The organism is Brevundimonas fontaquae, assembly GCF_017086445.1.
GTDB lineage: Bacteria > Pseudomonadota > Alphaproteobacteria > Caulobacterales > Caulobacteraceae > Brevundimonas > Brevundimonas fontaquae.
Window position 1 is genome coordinate 26396 of sequence record NZ_CP070968.1, and the last position, 23893, is coordinate 50288.

General features: G+C 67.8%; 22 protein-coding genes and 1 tRNA gene. 14 read left to right on the forward strand and 9 right to left on the reverse strand.

Translation table 11 applies throughout. The annotated features are described in order from the left end of the window. Positions 1–10: 10 nt before the first annotated feature. Both JX001_RS00115 and JX001_RS00120 read left to right on the forward strand, forming a co-directional pair. Positions 11–352, forward strand: a complete 342-nt coding sequence (locus JX001_RS00115) for a hypothetical protein (RefSeq protein ID WP_205681799.1) — start codon at positions 11–13, stop codon at positions 350–352. 108 nt (positions 353–460) lie between these two features. Then, complete coding sequence (locus JX001_RS00120) at positions 461–1675, forward strand: hypothetical protein (RefSeq protein ID WP_205681800.1); 1215 nt, start codon at positions 461–463, stop codon at positions 1673–1675. 3 nt (positions 1676–1678) lie between these two features. Here JX001_RS00120 and cysQ read toward each other — a convergent pair whose 3' ends face one another. Next, positions 1679–2506: a 3'(2'),5'-bisphosphate nucleotidase CysQ gene (cysQ, locus tag JX001_RS00125; protein WP_205681801.1), complete on the reverse strand. Its 828-nt coding sequence runs from the start codon at positions 2504–2506 to the stop codon at positions 1679–1681. A 96-nt stretch (positions 2507–2602) separates the two neighbouring features. Between cysQ and chpT the strand changes: the two genes are divergently transcribed. The 3 genes from chpT to JX001_RS00140 all read left to right on the forward strand — a co-directional run bounded on the left by chpT (position 2603) and on the right by JX001_RS00140 (position 4556). Next, positions 2603–3274, forward strand: coding sequence for a histidine phosphotransferase ChpT (chpT, locus tag JX001_RS00130; protein WP_205681802.1), 672 nt, complete (start codon positions 2603–2605; stop codon positions 3272–3274). Between the two features lie 92 nt (positions 3275–3366). After that, complete coding sequence (locus tag JX001_RS00135) at positions 3367–3744, forward strand: response regulator (RefSeq protein WP_017505646.1); 378 nt, start codon at positions 3367–3369, stop codon at positions 3742–3744. Next, positions 3741–4556, forward strand: coding sequence for a CheR family methyltransferase (locus tag JX001_RS00140; RefSeq protein ID WP_205681803.1), 816 nt, complete (start codon positions 3741–3743; stop codon positions 4554–4556). The genes JX001_RS00135 and JX001_RS00140 overlap by 4 nt, the downstream gene beginning before the upstream one ends. Before the next feature lie 23 nt (positions 4557–4579). Here JX001_RS00140 and cckA read toward each other — a convergent pair whose 3' ends face one another. From cckA to fliQ, 4 genes are read right to left on the reverse strand one after another with little or no spacing between them, the layout of a single operon-like run. Further along, the gene (gene cckA / locus JX001_RS00145) at positions 4580–6631 is read right to left on the reverse strand and encodes a cell cycle histidine kinase CckA (protein ID WP_091750335.1); all 2052 of its coding nucleotides are present in this window, start codon (positions 6629–6631) and stop codon (positions 4580–4582) included. A gap of 51 nt (positions 6632–6682) precedes the next feature. Continuing rightward, positions 6683–7759 (reverse strand): flagellar biosynthesis protein FlhB, encoded by a 1077-nt coding sequence (gene flhB / locus JX001_RS00150; protein ID WP_205681804.1) that lies wholly within the window; start codon positions 7757–7759, stop codon positions 6683–6685. Beyond that, positions 7752–8525, reverse strand: coding sequence for a flagellar biosynthetic protein FliR (fliR, locus tag JX001_RS00155; protein WP_066629549.1), 774 nt, complete (start codon positions 8523–8525; stop codon positions 7752–7754). The genes flhB and fliR overlap by 8 nt, the downstream gene beginning before the upstream one ends. Further along, positions 8525–8788, reverse strand: a complete 264-nt coding sequence (gene fliQ / locus JX001_RS00160) for a flagellar biosynthesis protein FliQ (protein ID WP_017505641.1) — start codon at positions 8786–8788, stop codon at positions 8525–8527. The genes fliR and fliQ overlap by 1 nt, the downstream gene beginning before the upstream one ends. 297 nt (positions 8789–9085) lie before the next feature. Here fliQ and folE point away from each other — a divergent pair, with 297 nt between their 5' ends. The 5 genes from folE (at position 9086) to JX001_RS00185 (ending at position 16920) form a co-directional block, all read left to right on the forward strand. After that, the gene (gene folE / locus JX001_RS00165) at positions 9086–9670 is read left to right on the forward strand and encodes a GTP cyclohydrolase I FolE (RefSeq protein WP_017505640.1); all 585 of its coding nucleotides are present in this window, start codon (positions 9086–9088) and stop codon (positions 9668–9670) included. 85 nt (positions 9671–9755) lie between these two features. After that, complete coding sequence (locus tag JX001_RS00170; RefSeq protein WP_205681805.1) at positions 9756–10376, forward strand: hypothetical protein; 621 nt, start codon at positions 9756–9758, stop codon at positions 10374–10376. 54 nt (positions 10377–10430) lie between these two features. Then, positions 10431–11588 (forward strand): acyltransferase family protein, encoded by a 1158-nt coding sequence (locus JX001_RS00175; protein WP_205681806.1) that lies wholly within the window; start codon positions 10431–10433, stop codon positions 11586–11588. Between the two features lie 202 nt (positions 11589–11790). Beyond that, positions 11791–13464, forward strand: a complete 1674-nt coding sequence (locus JX001_RS00180; protein ID WP_205681807.1) for an MFS transporter — start codon at positions 11791–11793, stop codon at positions 13462–13464. 90 nt (positions 13465–13554) lie between these two features. After that, complete coding sequence (locus JX001_RS00185) at positions 13555–16920, forward strand: hybrid sensor histidine kinase/response regulator (RefSeq protein ID WP_205681808.1); 3366 nt, start codon at positions 13555–13557, stop codon at positions 16918–16920. 11 nt (positions 16921–16931) lie between these two features. Here the strand turns inward: JX001_RS00185 and JX001_RS00190 are convergent, their stop codons facing one another. Beyond that, a complete protein-coding gene (locus tag JX001_RS00190) occupies positions 16932–17540 on the reverse strand; it encodes a response regulator transcription factor (RefSeq protein WP_161640064.1) in 609 nt (202 codons plus the stop codon). Between the two features lie 165 nt (positions 17541–17705). Between JX001_RS00190 and JX001_RS00195 the strand changes: the two genes are divergently transcribed. The 4 genes from JX001_RS00195 to JX001_RS00210 all read left to right on the forward strand — a co-directional run bounded on the left by JX001_RS00195 (position 17706) and on the right by JX001_RS00210 (position 22211). Further along, positions 17706–19073 carry a DcaP family trimeric outer membrane transporter gene (locus JX001_RS00195; RefSeq protein WP_205681809.1) on the forward strand — a complete coding sequence of 456 codons (1368 nt, stop codon included), beginning with the start codon at positions 17706–17708 and terminating at the stop codon, positions 19071–19073. Between the two features lie 4 nt (positions 19074–19077). Then, the gene (gene acs / locus JX001_RS00200; RefSeq protein ID WP_205681810.1) at positions 19078–21033 is read left to right on the forward strand and encodes an acetate--CoA ligase; all 1956 of its coding nucleotides are present in this window, start codon (positions 19078–19080) and stop codon (positions 21031–21033) included. Between the two features lie 69 nt (positions 21034–21102). Further along, on the forward strand, positions 21103–22098 hold the full coding sequence (locus JX001_RS00205) for a bile acid:sodium symporter family protein (protein WP_205681811.1): 996 nt from the start codon (positions 21103–21105) through the stop codon (positions 22096–22098). A 39-nt stretch (positions 22099–22137) separates the two neighbouring features. Further along, positions 22138–22211, forward strand: a tRNA-Gly gene (locus JX001_RS00210). A gap of 47 nt (positions 22212–22258) precedes the next feature. Here the strand turns inward: JX001_RS00210 and JX001_RS00215 are convergent. The 3 genes from JX001_RS00215 to JX001_RS00225 are packed head-to-tail and all read right to left on the reverse strand — an operon-like array spanning position 22259 to position 23885. After that, positions 22259–23221, reverse strand: a complete 963-nt coding sequence (locus JX001_RS00215; protein ID WP_205681812.1) for a TraB/GumN family protein — start codon at positions 23219–23221, stop codon at positions 22259–22261. 4 nt (positions 23222–23225) lie between these two features. Further along, a complete protein-coding gene (locus JX001_RS00220) occupies positions 23226–23423 on the reverse strand; it encodes a helix-turn-helix transcriptional regulator (RefSeq protein WP_017505630.1) in 198 nt (65 codons plus the stop codon). 3 nt (positions 23424–23426) lie between these two features. Further along, complete coding sequence (locus JX001_RS00225) at positions 23427–23885, reverse strand: hypothetical protein (protein WP_017505629.1); 459 nt, start codon at positions 23883–23885, stop codon at positions 23427–23429. Between the last annotated feature and the right edge of the window lie 8 nt (positions 23886–23893).

Genomic DNA, 23893 nt, shown 5'->3' on the forward strand with positions numbered 1-23893 from the left:
TTCTAGGTCCATGTCACTCGTCGCCCTCGCCAGCACCGTCGTCATGCTGCAGGCCGCCCCTGCTGCGGGGCTGGTCTCCTATGACGAGGCCGTGCGCTGCGCGGGCCTGACGCAGGCGGCGTCGGAGCTGGAAGGCGGCGAGAGCGCGCAAGGCCGGCGGCTGTATGACGCCGCCCTCTACTGGTCGCTGGCGGCGATGCAGGCGGGCACGGCGGCCGGAAAGCGCGCCTCGGTCGCCGAGGCGGATCAGACGCGGGCGAGGATCACTGCGGTGCGACAGCTGAGCGCCGATGCCGCCCAGGCTCGGGCCGCCTTGCAACGCTGTCAGCAGAAGACACCGAATCTGGACTGACGATTTTCGCGCCAAGGCCAAGCCGAACCGCATCCACGGCGCTGCGTTTGCATTGGACGCCGCAGGTGACGCAGTCTGCGTCCCGAAGCGGGATAACCGAGGTCCAGCATGTTCGAATTCGGCCGTGATCTTCGAAAACTCTTCGCCCAGGCGCGAGAGAGCGAAGACCTGGGCTGGGTCGAACTGATCGGCGCGGATTTGCTGCGCGCCGAGGCGCGACGCGAGGCCACGGACGCCGGACGCGTCTCCTGCGCCCGCCCCTTCGAGACCGAAAACCGCGCCTGCGCCCTGTGGCGCGAACACGCCCGGCGCACCGGCGCCGCCGACAGTCTGGACCGGGCCGAACGCTGCGCCGACAGCCTGGTGCGTGCAGCCGTGGGCGAGGATCAGATCGCGCGGGCCGCCATGGCCAAGGCGGCGGTGCTGATGCTGCGCTTTGATCTGTGCGGCGATCCCACCCGTCTGGACCGCGCAGCGACGACCCTTGCGGCGGTCGGGCAGCCGCGCAGCCGACGCATCGCCATCGGCATGGCCGCGCTTCACGCCCGGCTCACGGTCCGCACGGCCAGGCTGAGCGGCGACATCGCCCGCCTTCATCAGGGGGCTGACTTGATCGATGAGGCGGTGCGCAGGGACGACGCCGAGGACATGGATCTGCGCATGGATCGCGCGGCCCTGTCGCTGGAAATGGGCGTGGTCCAGCGCGACGTGCATCTGCTGGATCAGGCCGGCCGCGATCTGGGCGCTTTGGTCGAGGCCGCATCTCCCGACCATCGCCCCCTGACTCGCGCCCGCGCCCTGGCTCTATGCGGGGCCGGTCTGTCGGCCTTGGCCACGATCGCAGGGCATGACGAGGCGCGTAACCAGGGGCGGATCATGTTCGACGCCGCCGCCGATCAGTTCACCCCGGATCACAGCCCGCTGGATTGGGCCGCAATCCAGGTGCTGCGCGTCGGCGACGACGCCCAGCCGCTGATGCTGTTGACCCAGGCGGAAGCCCTGACGCAGGGCGGCGAACTGATCATCGGCGCCTTGGCGCGCGAGCGGCGCATCACGCGTGAGGTGGCCCTGGCCGAGGCGGTCAAGAACCTGACCGCCCTGATGACGCTGGAGACCCGGTTGCGGGCGCGCATGGCGACGGCGACGCCGCTCGACTGGGCCGCCGATCAGATCGGCATGGCCGAGATCCTGTTGGCGCGGCATCGGCTGGGCGGGGTCGTCCCGACCGATCTGGGGCTGATCCTGGGCGAGGCGGCGATGACGGCCCGGGAAATGGGCGTCGACGCCCTCGCCGACCGCGCCGAGGCGCTTCTGAGGCCCTAGACCTCAGCCGCCCATGGCGACGAAGGCGCCGTTCAGGAATCGCGTCTTGCCATAGGCCATCCGCTGCCCGTCATCGGCCAGCACCCGGCCTCCGGCAGCTTCCAGCACCGCCTGGCCCGCTGCGGTGTCCCATTCCGAGGTCGGCCCCGTGCGCGGATAGGCGTCGAACCGCCCTTCGGCGATCAGGCAGAATTTCAGCGACGAATCCGTCCCCTGCCAGCGCGAGCAGCCGTGCCGAGCAGCCAGACGCGTCGCCTCTTCGTCGGTGACGCTGTGGCTCAGCAGGGCCATGCCTTCCTGCGGCCGATCGCGCACCCGGATCGGGCGCCAGTCCTCTCCCGAATGCGCCTCGCCGGCCTGAAGGGCGCCGAACTGACGCCGGAAGGCGCCGCCCTCAGGCTTGTCGGTGCGCCAGGTCGTCGCCGTCGCTGGCGCCGTGACCACGCCCGCGACCGGATAGCCGTCATGGATCAGGGCGATATTGACGGTGAAGGCCTCGCCGCCGCGCACGAAGCCGCGCGTGCCGTCCAGCGGATCGATCAGCCAGAACCAGTCCTCTGCGGTTTCAGGCGCGCCATCGGCCGACACGGCTTCCTCCGCCACCGTCTGCACGCCCGCATACAGGGCCGCTAACCGTTCCAGGATCAGAGCCTCGGCCGCCCGGTCCGCCTGCGTCACCGGGCTGTCGTCGGACTTGGTCTCGACCGCCGTGCCTGCGCGCCAATAGGGCAGGATCAGCCGCGCGGCCTCCTCTGCGATCTCGGCGATGGCCAGGGACAGCGCGCCGGACGTCAGATCGCGCTCAAGAGCAGGTGTCAAAGAGGTCGTCATTGGCGGGTCGATAGACCATCCGGGCAGTTCCATGAACCGGCAAATCACGTCAACTTCGCGCGCGACACGAACTGTGACCTGAGCGCGCCAGACATCATGACCTCCCCCCACGACACAGACGCCGCTCCGCTGGACCTTCCGGTCGATGGGACCGAGCTGGCGACCTATATCGCGGCCAAGCTGTGCCATGACTTCATCAGTCCGTCGGGCGCCATCGTCTCCGGCCTGGACCTGATGCAGGACCCGACGGCTCAGGACATGCGCGACGACGCCATGGCCCTGATCGAGCAGAGCGCAAGGAAGATGGTCGCCCTGGTTCACTTCGCCCGCGTCGCCTTCGGCGCCGCCACCACCAGCGAGAAGTTCACCGCCCGCGAGATCGAAGGCCTGGTGTCCGGCATGGTCCAGGGGGGGCGCGCCTCGCTTGACTGGCGCATCGCCGACGGCGAGTTCACCAAGCCCCAGGCCCGCGCCCTGACCAACCTCGCCTATCTGACCGTCGGCGCCCTGCCGATGGGCGGCGTCGCCACCATTCAGTCGCGGGTGGAAAACGGCCTGCTCTATCTGGAAGGCTTCGCCGAGGGCGCCCGCGCCCGGCTGAAGCCGGAGGCCGTTACGGGTCTGGCCGGCGAACGCCTGGTCGAGGGACTAGCCGGCCAATGGATCCAGCCCTACTGGCTGTGGCTGACCGTGAACGAGGCCGGCGGCGCTCTACGCGTCAAGGTTGAAGACGGAAAGGTCGCACTAGTCGCGCGAATGCCCGCCTGAGCGGATTTCCAAACGACTCATTAACTGGCGTTTGAGATAAAAACAGTCCATGCGCCTCGGGCGAAAGCCGTCGTGTCATTGAGGGATCGACCTTGGACTTCCGAACCTGCCTGATCGTTGACGACAGCCGCATCATCCGCAAGGTTGCGCGCCGCATCGTCGAGGGCCTGGGCTATGAGGTCGACGAGGCGGCGGACGGCTCTGAGGCCCTGGCCTATTGCACCGGCGCCATGCCCGATGTCCTGCTGGTCGACTGGAACATGCCTGTGATGGACGGCATCACCTTCCTGCGTCGCCTGCGCGCCATGCCGGGCGGCAAGCAACCCAAGGTCCTGTTCTGCACGATCGAGACCCGCCCCGAGCGGATCGCCGAAGCCCTGGCCGCCGGCGCCGACGACTATGTGATGAAGCCGTTCGACGGCGAAATCCTGCAATCCAAGTTGACGGAGGTCGGAGCGATCGCCGCATGACGCCAGAGGATTTCGACAAGCTGCAGTCGCTCCTCGCCACCCGCGCCGGCTATCGGCTGTCGCGGGATCGCATGCACTTGGCCGAACACCGGCTGGGACCGATCGCGCGGCGCGAGGGCTACGCCAATGTCGAGGCCCTGCTGACGAACCTGTGGGCCAATCCGGTCGCCTCGCTGGCCTGGTCGGTGATCGAGGCCCTGCTGAACGCCGAGACCTGGTTCCGTCGCGACCGCACGCCCTTCCGCATCCTGGAGACCGAACTTCTGCCCGCCTTGTCCAAGGCGCGGCCGGACGGTCGCATCCGGGTCTGGTCGGCCGGCTGTTCGACGGGGCAGGAAGCCTGGTCCATCGCCATGACCGGGCTGGAGCTGGGCGTTTCGGTCGATCTGGTCGCCACCGACCTGTCGCAGCGCGCGATCGAGAAGGCGCGCTCGGGCCTCTACACCGGATTCGAAATCCAGCGCGGGCTGACGGCCAAGACCATGCTGCGCTGGTTCGCGCCGATGGACGACCAGTGGATGGTCAAGGCGGAGTTGGCGGACGCCGTGCGTTTCGGTCGCGCCAATCTGCTGGACGAGCCGACCGACGATGCGCGGTTCGATGTGATCTTCTGCCGCAACGTCCTGTCCGATATGGAGCCGTCGCGACGCGCCCGGCTGCTCGACGGACTGGAACGCCGCCTGGTCGATGACGGCTGCCTGTTCTTGGGCGCGGACGAAAACCTGGAGGGCGAAACGGTCGCCTTCCGCGCCGTCAATGGCCGCAAAGGTCTCTATGTAAAGGCGCCGTCCGCGCTTCGCCGCGCCGCCTGACGAACCGACGAAGGCCGCAGGCGTCAGCCCGCGTGCAGCTCCTGCTTCACCCGCTCCGCCAGCGTCTTGATGTCCAGCGGCTTGGGCAGGAAGGACACGCCCGTCTCGTCCTGCAACAGGTCCGAGAAGTCGCTCTCGGCATAGCCCGAGATGAACATGACCGGCGCGTCGCCCAGATATTTGCGCGCCTTCTTCAGCAAGGACGGCCCATCCAGCCCCGGCATGATGACGTCGGAGATCATCATGTCGATCTGGCCGGCGTGTTCCTCGGCCAGCAACAGGGCCTCCTCGCCGTCGGCGGCCTCGATCACCTCATAGCCGCGCTGACGCAGCAGCCGGGCGGCGATGCCGCGCACGGCGTCCTCGTCCTCGACGAACAGGATGCGGCCGGCGCCCGACAGGTCGCGCGGCGCCTTGGCCTTGACCTCGACCGGCTGAACCTCGGCCAGCTCCGCCTCGCCCGCCGCCGGCAGGAAGATGCGGAAGGCGGCTCCAGCCCCCTCGATATTGCTGACGGTGATATGGCCGCCCGCCTGCTGCACGATGCCGTAGACGGTCGCCAGGCCCATGCCGGTCCCCTCGTTCACCGCCTTGGTGGTGAAGAAGGGTTCGAAGATCTTGTCCGCCAGTTCGGGCGGCACGCCGGGTCCGGTGTCCGACACCTCGATCAGGGCGACTTCGTCTGTCGGCGCATCGACCCAGCCCAGCGCCCGCGCCTCGTCGCCCGTCAGGCGGCGGGTGGCGATGGTGACGACGCCGGCGCCCGGCTCGACCACGCCGCGCATGGCGTCGCGCGCATTGACGGCGAGGTTCATCACCGCCGTCTCCAGCTGAGACTTGTCGGCCAGCACGACTGGCAGGTCGCGTCCGTAGTCGGTCTCCAGCCGCACGTCCTCGCGCAGCAGCCGGCGCAGCAGGATGGCGAACTCGCCCACCAGTTCGCCCAGGTCCAGCCGCTCGCGCCGCACCGTGGACTTGCGTGAGAAGGCCAGCAGTTTGCGCACCAGATCGGCCGCGCGAATGGCCGTCTGGCGGATCTCGTTCAGCCCCTCGTAAGAGGGATCGCCGACCGGGTGCCGTTCCAGCAGACCCGACAGCTGAAGCTGGATCGCCGTCAGCAGATTGTTGAAGTCGTGCGCCACGCCCCCGGCCAGCTGGCCCACGGCCTGCATCTTCTGGGCCTGGTTGAGCTGAAGCTCCATCGACTTCTGACCCGAGACGTCGAACAGCCAGATGCGCCGCTTATCGCCCTCGGGAGCCACATACAGATGCAGCATCTTGTCGGGATAGGCCCGCGCGACCAGTTCGATCGGCCCCGACGATCCGCCCGCCAGCTTCAGCCGCGCCTCGGCGATGCCGCCCGGATCGAACAGATGCCCAAAGGCCGCATCGCGCGCCGCCCCCGGTCCGGTCAGGACCGCCAGCGCCGGATTGGCCTCTTCCGCCCGGCCGGAAAACAGGTCGTCGCCGGCGATCACGGCCGAGCCGAACGGCGCCCCGGCGGCCATGGCCCGCGCCTCGCCGGTCGCCGCTGCGGCGGGCGTGTGCACGGGCGCGGCGGCGATGGGCAGGACGGCGTCCGGCGCGGCGCGCATCAGGAACCGTCCCTCGCCCGTCTTGCCATCGCCGATCTGGCCGATGACGACCTCGACCTCGCGCTGTCCGATCATGACGATGGCGCGGCCCGGCTCGCCTTTGCGCGCCTGGGCGAAGGCCATGTAGAGCGCCTGGGCCGACTTGCCGCGCGGCAGGGCGCCGGTCGCGCCATTGGCCTCGGACCAGGCGGCGTTGAAGGCCAGGATCTGCCCCGAATCCCAGACCAGCGCCGCCGGTTCGGCCATGGCGTCCAGCACCTCGATGGCCGCGTCGCTGCTCGGCTTGGCGTCCGCCGCCCGGCGGAAGCCGAACAGACCGATCAGGGCGATGGCGCCCACGGTCAGGATCAGCACCAGCCCCGGCGCCGAGGTCGGGTTGGCCCGAAACGCCGGATAGGCCAGGGCCGCAATCGCCGCCACGACGCCGAACGCCATCACGCCGGACAACAGGTCGAACGAAGGGCGGCGGGTGGACGTCATACAGCCTCGCGAATCAGTGTTGCGATCATACGCCCAAATCCTGACGCCGCCTTACCGGCGCTTACGGGACTGGAAGACGAAGCCGATGATCTTGGCGGCGGCGTCGAAATGTTCGCGCGGAATGACCTCGTCCACCTCGACGGTTGCGTACAGGGCGCGCGCCAGCGGCACGTTCTCGACGATCGGCACGCCGTGCTCGGTCGCCACTTCGCGGATGCGCAGGGCCAGGGCGTCCACGCCCTTGGCCACGCAGATCGGCGCCCCGTCGCCCTGATCCGGCTCATAGCGCAGGGCGACCGAATAGTGGGTCGGGTTGGTCACGATGACGGTGGCCTTGGGCACATTGGCCATCATCCGCTGGCGGCTGCGCTGCATGCGGATCTGCTTCAGCTTGGCCTTGATGTGCGGGTCGCCTTCGGACTGTTTGAAGTCTTCCTTCAGCTCTTCCTTGGTCATCCGCATACGCTTGGCGAAGCGCATCTTCTGCCAGATGAAGTCGGCCCCGGCCGTGGCGCCCAGCAGGATGATCGAGGCCACGAACAGCGAGATGGCCATGTCGCGCGCCAGCGGCAGGATCGCCATCGGGCTGATCGAGGCCATGTTCTCGAACTCGCGCAGATGCGGCTTCAACACCATCCAGCACACCGCGCAGACGGCGATCAGCTTCAGGAAGGTCTTGACGAACTGCGCCAGGCCGTCGGGGCCGAAGATGCGCTTGAACCCCTGCATCGGGCTGACCGCCGACCATTTGGGCTTCAGCTTTTCGGCGGTGAAGATCAGGCCGGACTGGGCGACATTGCCCCCGACCCCGCCCAGGATGGTCGCCAGCATGACGGCTCCCAGGAAGGGCGCCACGGCCCAGACGGCGCGCACCATGATCTGGTTGCCCGCGCCCGAGTTCAGCACCCCCAGCATCTCGTGGGGCGCGGCGATGAAGGGCAGCATCTGTTCGGCGATGGACGAGGCGAACCATCCTCCCCCCATCAGGATCACCGCCGCCGCCCCCGCCAGCGACAGCACCTGGGCGACGTCGGGCGACTTGGCCGCATCGCCCTTCTTTCGGGCGTCCTCAAGCTTTCGCGGGGTCGCCTCTTCGGTTTTCGACTCGGGATCCGCGCCTTCAGCCACCCGGGCCTCCCAGCACGAAATACTCCGCCAGACGGCGGTAGCGGTCGATGAAGAGGGTGCCGAGCGCACCCAGGCTCAGGGCGAAGATCGACAGGCCCAGGATGACGCTCAAGGGCGCGGCGGCGAAATAGACCTGGAACGACGGCATGACCCGCGCCACCAGCCCGGACGCCAGGTTGAAGATCAGGGCGAAGACCAGCACCGGCGCCGACAGCTGCACGCCCAACAGGAAGCTGTCGCCCAGGGTCCGCACCGCCATCTGGGTGAAGTCGGCCATCATCAGCGGCTGGGCCGGCGAGATCAGCCGATACGATCCCACCATGCCGGCGATGAACAGGTGGTGGGTGTCGGTGGCGAACAGCAGCGTCACCCCCAGCAGGGCTAGAAAGGCGGCGATGGTCGAGCCCGGCTGGGCCTGCATCGGATTGGCGGTCTGGGCGAAGCTGAGCGTCGTCTGCAGCGACACGATTTCGCCCGCCGTCGCCAGGGCGCTCATGAACATGCGTAGCAAAAGGCCGATCATCAGGCCCACGACCACCTCGCGGATGATCCACCCGACCATCAGCCCCATGCTGTCCGGCAGGCCCGGCAGCGAACCGCGCACCACCGGCCACAGCGCCAGACTGATGACCAGGGCCAGCGACAGTCGCACGCGCGGGGGCACATAGGCCTCGCCAAAGCCGGGGATCAGCATCAGGATCGCCGCGATCCGGGCGAAGATCAGCCCCCCGGCCCAGACCTGATCGGCGGTCGCATAAGCGTCCACTACATCCCCGCGATGCGGGCCGCGATCTGGCGCATGAAGCCGCCTAGCAGGGCGCCCATCAGCGGCAGGAACAGGATCAGCGAAACGAAGATGGCGATGATCTTGGGCGCATAGATCAGGGTCTGTTCCTGGATCTGCGTCAGGGCCTGAAACAGGCCGATCACCACGCCGACGACCAGGCCGACCAGCAGCACCGGCAGGCACAGCTGGATCGTCAGCCAGATGGCGTCGCGCCCGACGTCCAGAACTTCCGCGCCGTTCATCGGCTGCTCCCGCAAACTACTGGGCAGAAAATGCCGACAGGATGGTTAACAGGCCGCTAACCAGACGCGTCTTCGTCCAGACCTGACCACGGAAAAATCTCGCGTTCGGCCTTGAACGGCGCCGCTTCGATGCCGACTTCCCCGCCTTCGCCTTGGGGAGCGCCATCCATTCGATTTCAGACGAATTAGACGAATTAGACTCTCTTTTTCCGACTTCGCCGTCTGAACGCGCGCGCGCCTCGTAATGTGGCGGCTCGCCCCTCCCCTTCCCTCAAGCGCTCCGCTATCTAGGCCGCCATGACCGACGCCCCCGCCTCCAAAGTCTCCCAGGCCGACGCCGAAGCCGCCGTCCGCACCCTGATCGAATGGGCCGGCGACAACCCGGATCGCGAAGGTCTGCTGGAAACCCCCGCCCGCGTCGCCAAGAGCTATCGCGAGCTTTTCCAGGGCTATGAGGTCGACCCCCTCTCCTATCTGGAGAAGACCTTCGAGGAGACGGGCGGCTACGACCAGCTGGTCGTGCTGAAGGACATCCGCTTCGTCAGCTTCTGCGAGCACCATATGCTGCCGGTCGTAGGCAAGGCGCACGTCGCCTATCTGCCGACGGACCGCGTCGTCGGCATCTCCAAACTGGCCCGTGTGGTGCGCGGCTTCGCCCGCCGCCTTCAGATCCAGGAAAAGATGACCTCCGAGATCGCCGAGGCCATCCAGACCGTCCTTCGCCCCCACGGCGTCGGCGTCGTCATCGAGGCCGAGCACAGCTGCATGACCCTGCGCGGCGTCAATGCGCCCGGCGCCAGCCTGTCGACCAGCCACCTGATCGGCGTCGTCCGCGACGACCCCCGCACCCGCGAGGAGTTTCTGCGCCTGGTGCGGGGCTAAGAGGATGCGCGGGCGCAGCGCGGCAGGGGTAGCCCTGGCACTCCTGTGCACAATAATGACGGGCTGCGCGACGCCTGGTGAAAGGATGACCGGTTCGGCTCCTCCCGGCGGCAAGGGGGCGGCGATCCTGTCTGGATATATCGTCCAGCACGACGCCGTGAACCGGTCTGGCGACGTTCTAATCCGCAAGATCGATCCCCAGACAGGTCATTTCCTGCCCGCGGCGCCGGACACCATAGCCAAGTTCGCCTTGTTGCCAGCTTTCAGATTTGAGGACGTGCTGCGTCGCGGCGATCCAGCCGGACGTTCGCGTCTACACGCCGACGACTTGACGCCGATCGTACTGGCCCCGGGACTTTGGGCCGTCGAACGGGCGTGGACGAGTTCGAACAACGCAAACCTGATCATGTCGAGCAGCAGTCTGACCGGCCAGGAGCGCGGCCTTCTGGACACCTGGGGGTTCGAAGTGTTCCCGGGCCAGATCGTTGCTTTGCCGCTTCTGGCTGTGAGCCCGCAGGAAGCAATGGGCCGGCCGGGACCGGCTTCTGTCATCCCTGAAACAGAAGGCGCCGCCAGACTTGGCGAGGTTTCCACCCAAGGCGCGTCTGCAGTCGCTGTTCAATGGCGATCTGTGTCGGTTCCTTGCCCCGAAATTCGATACGAAGGACTTCAGCTCAGGGGCGAAGTGGAATGCGCTCCCCGATAGCAGCCCGATCTCGGCCCATCTCTTGCGGTGAACAGGCATAAGGAGGCGCTGACGATGCCCTGGTCCCTGATTTCGACCCGCAATGAGACAGTTCAGATCGCGCGCGGCGGCTGGCTGGACGCGCTGCGTTTCATCGTGGCCTTCCTGATCATCCTGCATCACTTCCAGGCCGCCGGTCCCGAGCCGCTCGCCCACCTGATCAATCCGATCTTCGAACGCGGCGGCTTCCTGCTGACCAACTTCTTCCTGATCGACAGCGGCTATGTGCTGATGCGCGTCTATGGCGCGGCGGTGGACAAGGGTCGGATGTCGCCCGGCGATTTCTTCCTGAAGCGGTTCCTGCGCGTCGTGCCCGCCCACCTGATCATGGGTTTGTCGCTGGTCGCCTTCGTGCTGCTGGCTACCGCCGCCGGCTCGCCGCCCCGCAATCCCGAATGGTTCGCCTGGGATCAGCTGCCGGCCCAGCTGCTACTGCTGCAATCCTATGGCGTGCATGGCGGCCTGGGCTGGAACGCGCCGACCTGGTCGATCTCGGCCCTGATCGGCTGCTATCTGGCCTTCCCCTGGATCATTCGCGGCCTGATGCGTCTGGGTCCGTGGTCGGCCCTGGCCGTCGGCGTCGGCGTCTATCTGGTCGCCAACCAGCTGTGCTGGTCGTTCCTCGGCTACCCCGTCTATCAGATGCCGATGCGCTACGGCATCATCCGCGCCCTGCCGCTGTTCTTCCTGGGCATGTGCCTGGCCTGGTTCGCCCAGAAGGTCTGGATCGCCCCGCGTCTGGCCGGCTGGGCCGGGGTGCTGGCCGCCGTCGGCTTCTTCGCGCTTCAGCTTCACGACAAGCACGCCCTTGTCGCCCTGACCCTGATCTCGATCATCATCCTGGCCGCCGGCGCCGTGCCTGTGACCAAGCCCTCGAAGTGGGTCGAGACCGCCGCCATGGTCTCCTTCTCCATGTTCATCTCCAACGAGGTGGTCCGCATCGTCTGGTTCGGCGTGGTCAATGCAGTCGAGGCGCGCGTCGCCTTGCCCCTCTTCGTTCAATGGGGCCTGTGGGGCCTGGGCGTCATCGCGGCGGTCGCCTTCGCCTTCGCCTTCCACTTCGCGATCGACAATCCGATCCAGACCCGCATCCGCGCCTGGCTGAAGCGTCGCAGCGCTCGTCGCGGCAAGGCGCAACCCAAGCTCGGCCCGGTCATCTCCATCGACGGCTGACTGCCCTGGGCGAGCGGTGATCCTCGCCCCCAAGGTCGCCTTGGCGACCGACGATCCTCGACCCCAAGGTCGCCTTGGCGACCGACGATCCTCGACCAAAGTCGCTCTCTCCACCCGCCCCGCTCTCGGTCAATGTCGGCGTCCACGCATCCTGAAGGATGTGCAGAACGGCCGATAACGGCGACACGGGAGGAAATGGATCATGGCAACCGACGCACCCCTTGCGTCCGGAGGAGAGGAGCACACCGTCGATCGCAGCGATCGCCTGGTCATCCTCGCCTCATCGGTCGGCACCGTCATCGAGTGGTACGACTTCTATCTTTACGGCTCTCTGGCGGCGATCATCACCGTCCAGTTCTTCTCGGGCGTCAACGAAACCACCGGCTACATCTTCGCACTGATGGCCTTCGCCGCCGGCTTTGCGGTGAGGCCCTTCGGCGCCATCGTCTTCGGGCGGCTGGGCGACCTTTGGGGACGCAAGAACACCTTCCTCGTCACCATGCTGCTGATGGGTCTGTCGACCTTCGTCGTCGGCCTGTTGCCGCCCTATGCGGTCATCGGCATCGCCGCGCCCATCATTCTGGTGCTGATGCGCCTGATCCAGGGCTTGGCCTTGGGTGGTGAATACGGTGGCGCCGCCACCTACGTCGCCGAGCACGCCCCGCAGGGCAAGCGCGGCTACTATACCTCCTTCATCCAGATCACGGCGACCGCCGGACTGGTGCTCAGCCTGCTGGTCATCCTGAGCGTCCGCTATACGGTCGGCGAGGAAGCCTTCGCCGCATGGGGCTGGCGCATTCCGTTCCTGGTCTCGATCCTGCTGTTGGGCGTGTCCCTGTGGATCCGCCTGAAGCTGGCCGAAAGCCCGTCGTTCAAGCGGATGAAGGCCGAGGGCAAGGGCTCCAAGACCCCGCTGAAGGACAGCTTCGGCAAGTGGCCCAACCTGAAGCTGGTGCTGATCGCCCTGCTGGGCCTCACCGCCGGCCAGGCCGTCATCTGGTACACCGGCCAGTTCTACGCCCTGTTCTTCCTGGAACGGGTCATGAAGGTCGACGCCACCCTGGTCTATGTGCTGCTGACCATCGCGCTTCTGGCCGCTTCACCCTTCTTCATCTTCTGGGGCTGGCTTTCGGACAAGGTGGGCAGAAAGCCGATCATCCTGGCCGGCTGCCTGATCGCGGCCCTGACCTATTTCCCGCTGTTCAACGCCCTGACCCAGGCCGCCAATCCCAAGCTGGCCGCCGCCGCCGCCTCGGCGCCGGTCACGGTCTATGCCGATCCGGCCGACTGTAATCTGCAGTTCGATCCGGTGGGCAAGACGGTGTTCAACCACTCCTGCGACGTGGCCAAATCCTATCTGGCCAAGGCGGGCGTGACCTACACAAACGTCGCGGCGCCGGCGGGCACGGTCGCCGAGGTGCGTATCGGCGATCAGGCCGTCATCCCCAGCTTCCGTGGCGACGCCATGGCCCCGGCCGACTTCGCCGCCCAGAAGAAGACCTGGGACAAGAGCCTGGGCGAGGCCCTGACCGCCGCCGGCTATCCGGCCAAGGCCGACAGCGCCCTGGTCAACAAGCCGATGGTGGTGCTGATTTTGTTCATCCTCGGCTTCTACGTGACCATGGTCTACGGACCGATCGCGGCGGCTCTGGTCGAGATGTTCCCGACCAACATCCGCTACACCTCCATGTCCCTGCCCTATCACATCGGCAACGGCTGGTTCGGCGGCTTCCTGCCGACCACCGCCTTCGCCATCGTGGCGGCGACGGGCAACATCTACTCCGGCCTCTGGTACCCGATCGTGGTGGCCCTGGGGACGGTCGTTCTGGGCTTCCTGCTGGTCAAGGAAGGCAAGGACGTCGATCTGAACGCCTGATCCTGCTTTCAGGCGGAATGAAGGGCGGGTCGTCGCAAGACGGCCCGCCTTTCGCTTGTGAAACACCCCGTGCCCGGTTCAGATGCCCCGATGTTCAGCCTGACGATCCTCGGCCTGGTCGCCGCCTATATGGCGGTGCTGTTCGCCGTCGCCTGGTCTCAGGAACGGCCGTCGGCGCGCGCGCGCGGCAAGGGGCTGGGGCCGTCGGTCTACGCTCTGTCGCTGGCGATCTACTGCACCTCATGGACCTACTATGGCGCGGTCGGCACGGCGGCGCGCGATGGATGGGAGTATCTGCCCATCTACATCGGCCCGGTCATCGGCCTGACGCTGCTGTTCCCGCTATGGCGCCGGATCGCGGCGGCCGCCCGGCGCGAGAATGTGGGCTCCATGGCCGACTTCGTGGCCTCGCGCTACGGCAAGAGCCAGACCCTGGGCGCGGCGGTCACCGTCGTCGCCATCCTGGGGTCGCTGCCCTATATCGCGCTGCAGCTGAAGTCGCTGTCGATGGCCGGCGCCCTGCTGACGGCCGGCACGCCGGTTGCGGGGTCCGAGGGTCTGACGGTCCTGGTGCTGGCCGGGGTGCTGGCCTTCTTCGCCATCCTGTTCGGCGCCCGTCGTCCCGACCTGACCGAGCACAATCGCGGCCTGATCCAGGCCATCGGTCTGGAGTCGATGGTCAAGCTGGGCGCCCTGCTGTTCGTCGCCGTCTTCGCCCTGGTCCTGCTGCTGAACGAAGGGTCGCCCCCGCGCATCATCGAGGGCTTGCGCGCCCTGGCCGCGCCGCCCGAGGTCACGCCGCGCTTCACCGCCATCACCCTGCTGTCGACCCTGGCCATCTTCTGCCTGCCGCGTCAGTTCCACGTCGCCTTCGTGGAGGGGGCCCAGCCGTCGGACGTGAAGCGGGCGCGGTGGATATTTCCGCTCTATCTGCTGCTGACCAGTCTGGCGATCCTGCCGCTGGTGGCGGCGGGCGCGCTGTTTGCGCCCTCGGTGAATCCAGACCTGCTGGTGCTGGCCCTGCCGTTCCAGCGGGGCGAGACCCTGCTGACGGCCGTGGTCTTCGTCGGCGGCTTTTCCGCCGCCACCGCCATGGTCATCGTCGAGGCCGTGGCCCTGTCGGCCATGGTGTCCAACAGCCTGATCCTACCCTTCCTGGCGCGCGAGCGTTGGCGGGTGCGTGGCGACGCCTCGGACATGGCGGGGACCATCCTTCAGGTCCGGCGGGGGGCCATTGTCGCGGTCCTGCTGCTGGCCTGGCTCTACTATCAGGCGACGGATCAGTCGCGCGGCCTGGCGGCCATGGGGCTGGTGTCCTTCGCGGCGATGGCCCAACTAGCGCCGGCCCTGTTCGGCGCCGTCCTGTGGCGGGGCGGCCATGCGCAGGGGGCGCTGGCGGGAATGACGGTCGGGATGGGCGTCTGGATCGTCATGCTGGCGCTTCCCCAGCTGTCGCCCAGCGCGCCCTGGCACCTGCACGTCATGCTGGGGGTCAAGGACCCGCTGGCCTTGGGCGTCTTCGTCAGCCTGGCGTTGAACCTGGCGGCCTATGTCGGCGTGTCGCGCTTTGCTCAGCCCCGCCTGATCGACCGGGTTCAGGCCCGCGCCTTCGTGGATCGGCTGGGACCGGACTGGATGGTGGCCCGGCCCGCGCCGTCGGGCGCCTCAGTCGGCGATCTGCGCGCCCTGGTCGCCCGCTTCATCGGCGACGAACGGGCCGAGCGCGCCTTCACCGCCTGGGGCGATGAGACCGACACCAAGCTGCGCGACGCGGACCCAGCCGATGCGGCCCTGGCGCGCGCTGCCGAGCGGATGCTGGCGGGCGCCATCGGCGCGGCCTCTGCGCGTCGGGTCATCGCGGCGGCGCTGGCCGGCGTCGGGCGCGCGCCCGAGGACGTGGTGCGGATGCTGGACGAGGCGTCCCAGGCCGTTCAGTTCAACCGCGACCTGCTGCAGACCACCCTCGACAACATCGACCAGGGCGTCATCGTGGTGGACGAGGATCTGCGCGTCACCGCCTGGAACCGGCGCTACGTCGCGATGTTCGACCTGCCGGTCGGCTTCGTCCACGTCGGTCTGCCCATCGCCGTCATCTATCGCCTGAACGCCGAGCGCGGCGAAAGCCCCGACGACATCGAGGCCTGGGTCGAGCGGCGGCTGGAGGCGTTGAGCCGCCGCATCCCCCACGATCACGAACGCCAGCAGCCGGACGGCCGGGTGCTGCGCTCCTCCGGCGCGCCGATCCCCGGCGGCGGCTACGCCACCAGCTACACCGACATCACCGCCCTGCGCCAAGCCGCGCGCGAGCTGGAGGAGGCCAACGAACGGCTGGAGGCGCGCGTTGCGGACCGCACCGCCCGGCTGGACGAGGCCCGGCGCGTCGCCGAAGACGCCACGGCCTCCAAAACCCGGTTCCTGGCCGCCGCCAGCCACGACCTGCTGCAACCGCTGCACGCCGCCCGCCTGTTCATCGCCGCCCTGAAGGAGGAGCCGGCGCTGGAAGATGCGACCAGCCGCACCCTGGCCGTCAACGCCGACCGCGCCATCGACAGCGCCCACCGTCTGCTGACCGCCCTGCTGAACCTGTCCAAGCTGGAGGCTGGCGGCGTGCGGACCAATGTCGCACGGCTGTCGCTGGGCGGCCTGTTCGACGAACTGCGCCGCGAGTTCGCGCCCGTCGCCGAGGCCAAGGGTCTGGCTCTGACCGTGATGTCCAGCCGCCTGTGGGTCGCGTCCGACCGCGACCTGCTCCGCTCCATGCTGCAGAATCTGGTGGCCAACGCGATCCGCTACACGGATGCCGGCCGGGTGCTGGTCGGGGCGCGTCGGCGGGGCGAGACGGTGCAGCTGTTCGTCTGCGACACCGGACGCGGCATTCCCGACCCGGAACACGAAACCGTCTTCGGCGAGTTCGTCCGTCTGCCGGGCGCCGTCGATGAACCGGGCGCAGGCCTGGGCCTGGCGATCGTGCGCCGCCTGTCCAGCCTGCTCGATCACCCGCTGGAGCTGAGTTCCCGTGTGGGGCGCGGCACGACCTTCCGGATCACCGTGCCGCGCAGCGCGGCCGATATGGTCCCCGACGTCGCGCCGGTGCGCGAGGCGCGCTTGCCGTTGGCGGGCCTGCGCGTGCTGTGCGTGGACAATGAGCCGGTGATCCTGGACGCGCTGAACGCCCTGCTCACCCGCTGGGGTGCACGGCCGACGCTGGTCGCAAGCGTCGAGGCGGCCAAGGCGGCGCAAGGGCCGTTCGACGCCGCCGTGGTCGATCTGCATCTGGGCGACGGGCCCGAAGGGTTCGCCGTCATCGACTGGCTGCGGCCCCAGGGCGTGCGCCGCATCGCCCTGGTCACCGCCGACACCCGCGACGGGCTGAACGAGCAGGCCACGGCGGCCGGCGCCGCACTTCTGCCCAAGCCGATCAAGCCGGCGGCGCTGAAGGCCTTCCTGTCGAGCTAGGAGCTGGCGAGTTAAGCCGGGTCCAGCGACTTGGCCAGGATCACCGCCTGGGTCCGGTTGTGGACGCCCAACTTTCGAAACACGCTGGTCAGATGCGCCTTGATGGTGGCTTCGGAGACGCCGAGGTCGAAGGCGATCTGCTTGTTCAACCGCCCGGCCTTCAGCCCTTCGAGAATCCGCAGTTGCGACGGCGTCAGGCTGGCCACGCGGCCCGCCAGATCGTCGTCGGCCTCGGGCACATCCGGCGCCCAGCTGTCGCCGGCCAGAATGGCGGCGATGGCCTCGACCATCTGCGGCAGGGACGAAGACTTGGGAATGAAGCCGGCGGCGCCCAGACCCAGGGCATGGCGCACCACCGGCGCGTCCTCGCTGGCCGAGACCACCGCCACCGGCACGGTCGGCTGTTCGGCCCGCACGGCGGCGAGGCCCGCCATCCCCTCGCTGTCCGACAGCTTCAGATCCAGCAGCAACAGATCGACGGGTCCCGCGACCATCGCGGCCCGAGCCTCGGCCAGGCTGGCGCATTCCACCACCTCCGCGCCCGGCGCCGCCTTGTCGACGGCCGAGCGCAGGGCGGCGCGAAACAGCGGATGGTCGTCGGCGACGACGATGCGATCCATGGGCTTCCTTCCGTGCGCGGCGTCTGACCGGCCGCGTCGTCGCCATCATGGCGCGGTTCGACTTTGGTCGAAATTAGACCAATGGCCAATGGCCTCGCTCTGTCCAAGGCGGAAAGGTTTGGGAAGGGACGCACGCGTTAGACGGGCGCGGGAGGATTTTTCATCATGATCAAGACACGTCTATCGGCAGGCCTGTTTTCCAGCGCCGCCGCGATCGCCCTGCTCTCGGCGCCGGGGCTTGCCTCGGCCCAGACCAGCCAGGCGGCGCTGGAGGCCCGCATCGCTCAACTCGAAAGCGAGCTGAACGCCCTGAAGACGGAGGTGGTCGCCGCGCGCACCCAGCAGGCGGCGCAGCAGCAGGACATCATCCGCCTGGAGACCCGCCCGGCCGCGCCCGCCCCGGTCCAGCAGGCGGCGGCGCCCGCCGCACCCAGCGACGGCTTCCGCATCGGCGACCACACGGTCAAGTTCGGCGGCTTCGTCAAGGTGGACGCCTACGCCAGCCGCTACTCGGGCGGCGACCCGGCCAACGGCGACGCGCTGCGTGAATTCCACATTCCCGGCTCCATCCCCATCGGCGGCGCCGATGAGGATACGGCGACCGACTTCAACGCCCGCCAGACCCGCTTCTGGCTGACCACCGACGGCATGGTCGGCGGTCACAAGATCGGCACCCGCATGGAAATGGACTTCCAGACCCTGCCCGGCGCCGGCGACCAGCGCACCACCAGCCCGGCCAACCCGGCCCTGCGTCGCGCCTTCATCACCATCGACAACTGGCTGATCGGCCAGGAGTGGACCAACTTCCAGAACACCGCCGTCCTACCCGAATCCGCCGACTTCATCGGCGCGGCGGAGGGCACGGTCTTCGCCCGTCAGGTCCAGGTCCGCTACACCCGCGGTCCCTTCTCGGTCTCTGTGGAGAACCCCGAGACGACGGTGACCCCGTTCGGCGGCGGCGCGCGCATCGTCGCCGACGACAGCACCCTGCCGGACTTCACCGCCCGCTATGCGGTGTCCAAGCCCTGGGGCGATTTCCAGATCGCGGGCCTGCTGCGTCAGCTGAAATACCAGAACCCGGCCAGCAACATCGATTCCACCGCAACCGGCTGGGGCCTGTCGGCCTCGACCAAGATCAAGGTCGGCGCCAGGGACGATCTGCGCCTGATGGTGACGGGCGGCGAGGGCATCGGTCGCTATGTCGGTCTGAACTTCTCAAACGACGCGGTGCTGAACGGCGCGGGCGATCTGGATGCGATCGGCGTGGTCGCCGGCTTCGCCGCCTATCGCCACGTCTGGGCGCCCGGCTGGCGTTCCAGCCTGATCTGGTCGGCGCAGAAGGTGGACAACGACTTGGCCTTCACAGGCCTGGCCGCCAACCGTTCGGCCCAGAGCCTCCACGCCAACTTGATCTGGTCGCCGGTTACGGCGTTTGATGTCGGGGCCGAGCTGATGTTCGCGGACCGCGAGATCGAAACCGGCGCCAGCGGCGACATGACCCGTCTGATCCTGTTCGCCAAATACGGATTCTGATGTGATGCCGGAGACGTCTCGCGTGCCTGATCCCGCCCTCTATCCCGTCCCCGCCGACTGGGCTGACAAGGCCCATATGAACCGGGAAACGTATGAGGCGGCGCGGATCGCCGCGCGCGAGACGCCTGACGTCTTCTGGGCCGAACAGGCCAGACGTCTGGACTGGATCACGCCGCCGACCCGGATCAAGGACGTCTCCTTCAACAAGGATGACTTCCGCATTCGCTGGTTCGAGGACGGCGTCCTGAACGTCTCGGCCAATTGCATCGACCGTCACCTGCCCCACCGCAAGGACGAGACGGCTATCATCTGGGAAGGCGACGATCCCGCCGACAGCCGCCATATCACCTTCGGCGAACTGCACGCCGAGGTGTGCCGCATGGCCAATGTGCTGAAGGCGCATGGGGCCAAGAAGGGCGACCGGATCACCCTGTATCTGCCGATGATCCCCGAGGCCGCCTACGCCATGCTGGCCTGCGCGCGGATCGGTGCGGTGCATTCGGTCGTCTTCGGCGGCTTCTCGCCCGACAGCCTGTGCGGCCGGATCGAGGACTGCGGTTCCAACCTGGTCATCACCGCCGACGAAGGTCTGCGCGGCGGCAAGCACATTCCGTTGAAGGCCAATGTCGACGAGGCCCTGACGAAGGTGAAGGTCGACACCGTCCTGGTCATCCGCCGCACCGGCGCCGACGTGCCGATGATCGAGGGCCGCGACTTCGACTATGGGCTGGAGGCCGCCAAGGCCGACGCCGACTGCCCGCCCGAGCCGATGAACGCCGAGGATCCGCTGTTCATCCTTTACACCTCCGGCTCGACGGGTAAGCCCAAGGGCGTGCTGCACACCACGGGCGGCTATCTGTTCTGGGCCGCCTGGACGCACGAGATCGTCTTCGACTATCGCCCGGGCGAGGTCTTCTGGTGCACCGCCGACGTCGGCTGGGTCACCGGCCACTCCTATATGGTTTATGGCCCGCTCGCGAATGCGGCGACGACCCTGATGTTCGAGGGCGTGCCCAACTATCCCGACGCCGGCCGCTTCTGGCAGGTGGTGGACAAGCACAAGGTCGAGATCTTCTACACCGCGCCCACGGCCCTGCGCGCCCTGATGCGCGAGGGCGATGCGCCGGTAAAGGCCTCGTCGCGCGCCTCGCTGCGTCTGCTCGGCACGGTGGGCGAACCGATCAATCCCGAGGCCTGGCGCTGGTATCACGAGGTGGTCGGCGATGGCCGTTGCCCCATCGTGGACACCTGGTGGCAGACCGAGACGGGCGGCCATCTGATCACCCCCCTGCCCGGCGCCACCGACCTGAAGCCCGGCTCGGCGACCCTGCCCCTGCCCGGCGTCGAGCTTCAGATCGTGGACGCCGAGGGCCGGCCGCTGGAGGGCGCCGTCTCCGGCAACCTGTGCATCACCGACAGTTGGCCGGGTCAGATGCGCACCGTTTATGGCGACGATCAGCGCTTCTTCGACACCTATTTCTCGACCTATCCGGGCCGCTACTTCACTGGCGACGGCTGCCGCCGGGACGAGGACGGCTATTACTGGATCACCGGCCGGGTTGACGACGTCATCAACGTCTCGGGCCACCGAATGGGCACGGCCGAGGTCGAGAGCGCGCTGGTCCTGCACGACGATGTCGCCGAGGCGGCGGTCGTCGGCTATCCCCACGACATCAAGGGCCAGGGCATCTACGCCTATGTCACCCTGAACAACGGGGTCGAGGCGACCGAGGAGCTGCGCAAGGCCCTGGTCGCCCACGTCCGTCACGAGATCGGCCCTATCGCCGCGCCCGACGTGATCCAGTGGGCGCCGGGTCTGCCCAAGACCCGGTCGGGCAAGATCATGCGGCGCATCCTGCGCAAGATCGCCGAGAACGAGATCGGCGCGCTGGGCGACACCTCGACCTTGGCCGACCCGTCAGTCGTGGACGATCTGGTCAAGAACCGCGCCGGGGCCTGATGACGCGGGTTCAATGCGGGGGCTGATGCGCCTATCAGTGCGTCAGCCCGCCGCAGCCTTGAGCCGCCCATGCCTCGTTTCCTGTCCCGCCTGCCGATCGACGGCTATCTGCTGGCCCTGATCGGCATGGTGATCCTGGCGGCCCTGTTCCCCGCCAGCGGACAGGCGGCCGTCGTCATGGACGGGGTGGTCAAGGCCGCCATCGCCCTGCTGTTCTTCCTGTATGGCGCGCGGATGTCGCCGGCGGCCATCGGCGCGGGCCTGCTGCACTGGCGGCTTCAGGGCACGGTCTTCCTGTCGACCTTCCTGCTGTTTCCGCTGCTGGGGCTTGGGCTGGTCTTCCTGATGCGGGGGTCGCTTCAGCCCGATCTGCTGACCGGGATGCTGTATCTTTGTCTGTTGCCGTCCACAGTGCAGTCCTCCATCGCCTTCACCTCCATCGCCGGCGGCAATGTCGCGGGCGCCCTGACCAGCGCCAGCCTGTCGAACCTGCTGGGCGTGATCGTGACGCCGCTGCTGGTCGCCCTGCTGATCGGCGGCGCCAATGGCGGCATCCATCTGCAGTCCATCCTCGACATCGGTCTGCAGATCCTGGCCCCCTTCGCCGTGGGCCAGCTGTGCCGCCCTCTGCTGAAGGACTGGCTGACCCGCCACGCCAAACTGACCGGCTTGGTCGACCGCGGCTCCATCCTGCTGATTGTCTATGCCGCCTTCAGCGAGGGCGTTGTCGCCGGCGTCTGGTCCCAGGTCGCGCCGCTGGATCTGGCCAAGGTCATCGGCCTGAACATCGCCCTGCTGGCCATCGTCCTGGCCGTGACCCTGTTCGCCGGGCGAGCGCTGAAGTTCGATCGCCCCGACCGGATCGTCATCCTGTTCTGCGGCTCCAAGAAGAGCATGGCCACCGGCATCCCCATGGCCGGCATCCTGTTCGCCGGTCACGCCGTGCCGCTGATCGTCCTGCCGATCATGCTGTTCCACCAGATCCAGCTGTTCGCCTGCACGATCATCGCCCAGCGCTATGCGCGCGAGAATGAAGCGCGCGCCCAGAGTCCGGTCATACCTTGAGCGCCGTTCAGCCTTGAGATAGACCGGCCTCAGGCCATCGCGGGCATGATGTAGTGGTAGCCTGAAAGCTTCCCAAGCTTTTCGTGCGGGTTCGATTCCCGCTGCCCGCTCCAGCCTCTCGGCGAAGGCGCGACGTCGCCGCCGCGCCTTCCTTCCGACCTCAGTTCGCCGCTTCGACCGTCACGCCGCGCTTTTGCAGAATGGCCTGGACGCTGTCATCTCCGGTCAGGTGGGCGGCGCCGACGGCGATGAAGGCGGTGCCGGCGCCTTCAAGCAGGGTCTGAATCTGGTTGGCCCAGTCGGTGTTCCGATCCACCAGAACGGATTGATAGAGGGCCGGCGAGGCCTCCTTCATTTCCGTGATCGTGACGCGGTCCAGCGTCGCGACGTCGCCCCGGGCCCAGGCCTCGACCATTTCATCCAGTTTTGTGGCGGCGTTCTCGTAGTCCTTCAGCGTCTCGCGCAGGAAGACCAGTTGCACGTCGTCGGGCAGGCCGGCCAGGATGCCGATCTGCTTGTCGATGGTCTCGAAGCCGTGGATCGGCTTGCCCGCCGCCTCTGCTCGCGCCTTCAGCACCAGCTCCACACCCGACTTGGGATCGTAGCCGGCCTTGATCAGCGGCGCGACCGACAGGCTGAGCGCCGCCAGCCAGGGCTTCATCGGCTGAAGCTGGGCGGCGGAGGCGCCCATGGCCTGGGCGGCCGCGTCCAGTTCGGCGTTTTCTTCCGGCGTCAGGCGGCTGGACAACGGCGTCTCGGGCGACAGGCCGTGCTGCTGGATCAGCGGCATGATGGCGGCCTGGTCGTCGGGATTGCTGATCTCGAACCAGATGTCCGAGGCGCTGTCGAAGGCGGCCTCGACGCGGGGGCTGGCCCAGCCGGTCGTCGGGCGAAGCACGTGGACCGAGCCGAACAGATACAGGGTCGAATCCGCATCCTTGACCACCCACAGCGCGGGGCCTTCGCCCTGGATGGGCGCGGGCGCAGCAGGCGCGGCGGTCTGGGCCAGGGCGTCGGCCGGGACGCCGGCGATGGCGGCGAACAGCGCCACGCCGCCGGCGACGCCGACCGCACCCCGCACCAGGATGGAGACGGAGGATTTGAGATGGGCTGTAAAGGTCATGAGTTCACGCTTTGTCGTCTGAAAAGATGGATTCGATGGGTTGGCCGAAGACGCGGGCGATCTTGAAGGCCAGCGGCAGGGAGGGGTCGTAACGGCCGGTCTCCAGGGCGTTCACGGTCTGGCGCGACACGCCGAGCTGTTCGGCCAGCTGCGCCTGGCTCCAGTCGCGCTCGGCGCGCAGGACCTTGAGACGATTGTTCATGGCTCAGCCCCGCATCCGCGCCAGCCACCACCAGGCCCAGACGACGGTGTAGCCGATCAGCATGGGGGCAATCATCAAGGCGGCGCCGGCGGACATGTAGTCAATGGGCGAGCCGCCCGATCCGATCTCACGCGCGATGACCTCGCGCCACGGCCCGGCCGAGGACAGGATAAGGCCCACGCCGCTGACGCACATGCCCGCCGTTCCGCCCCAGTACCAGGCGGCCTTGTGCGCCTCACGTGCGGCTTCGTCGATGACCCGCATCCATTCGGCGCCGACCCACAGCGAGCCGGCCATGATGGTGGCGGCGAAGACGGCGGTGAAGATCATCTCCCCCATCTCCGAACCGATCCAGCCGGCGCGGGCGGCGTATCCCATCGCGATCCCGCCGACCAAGGCGAACACCAGTCCGCCGCCGAAGGTGATTGCAATCGCCTTGATTACCGGCCGCCACTTGCGCATGAGTCAAC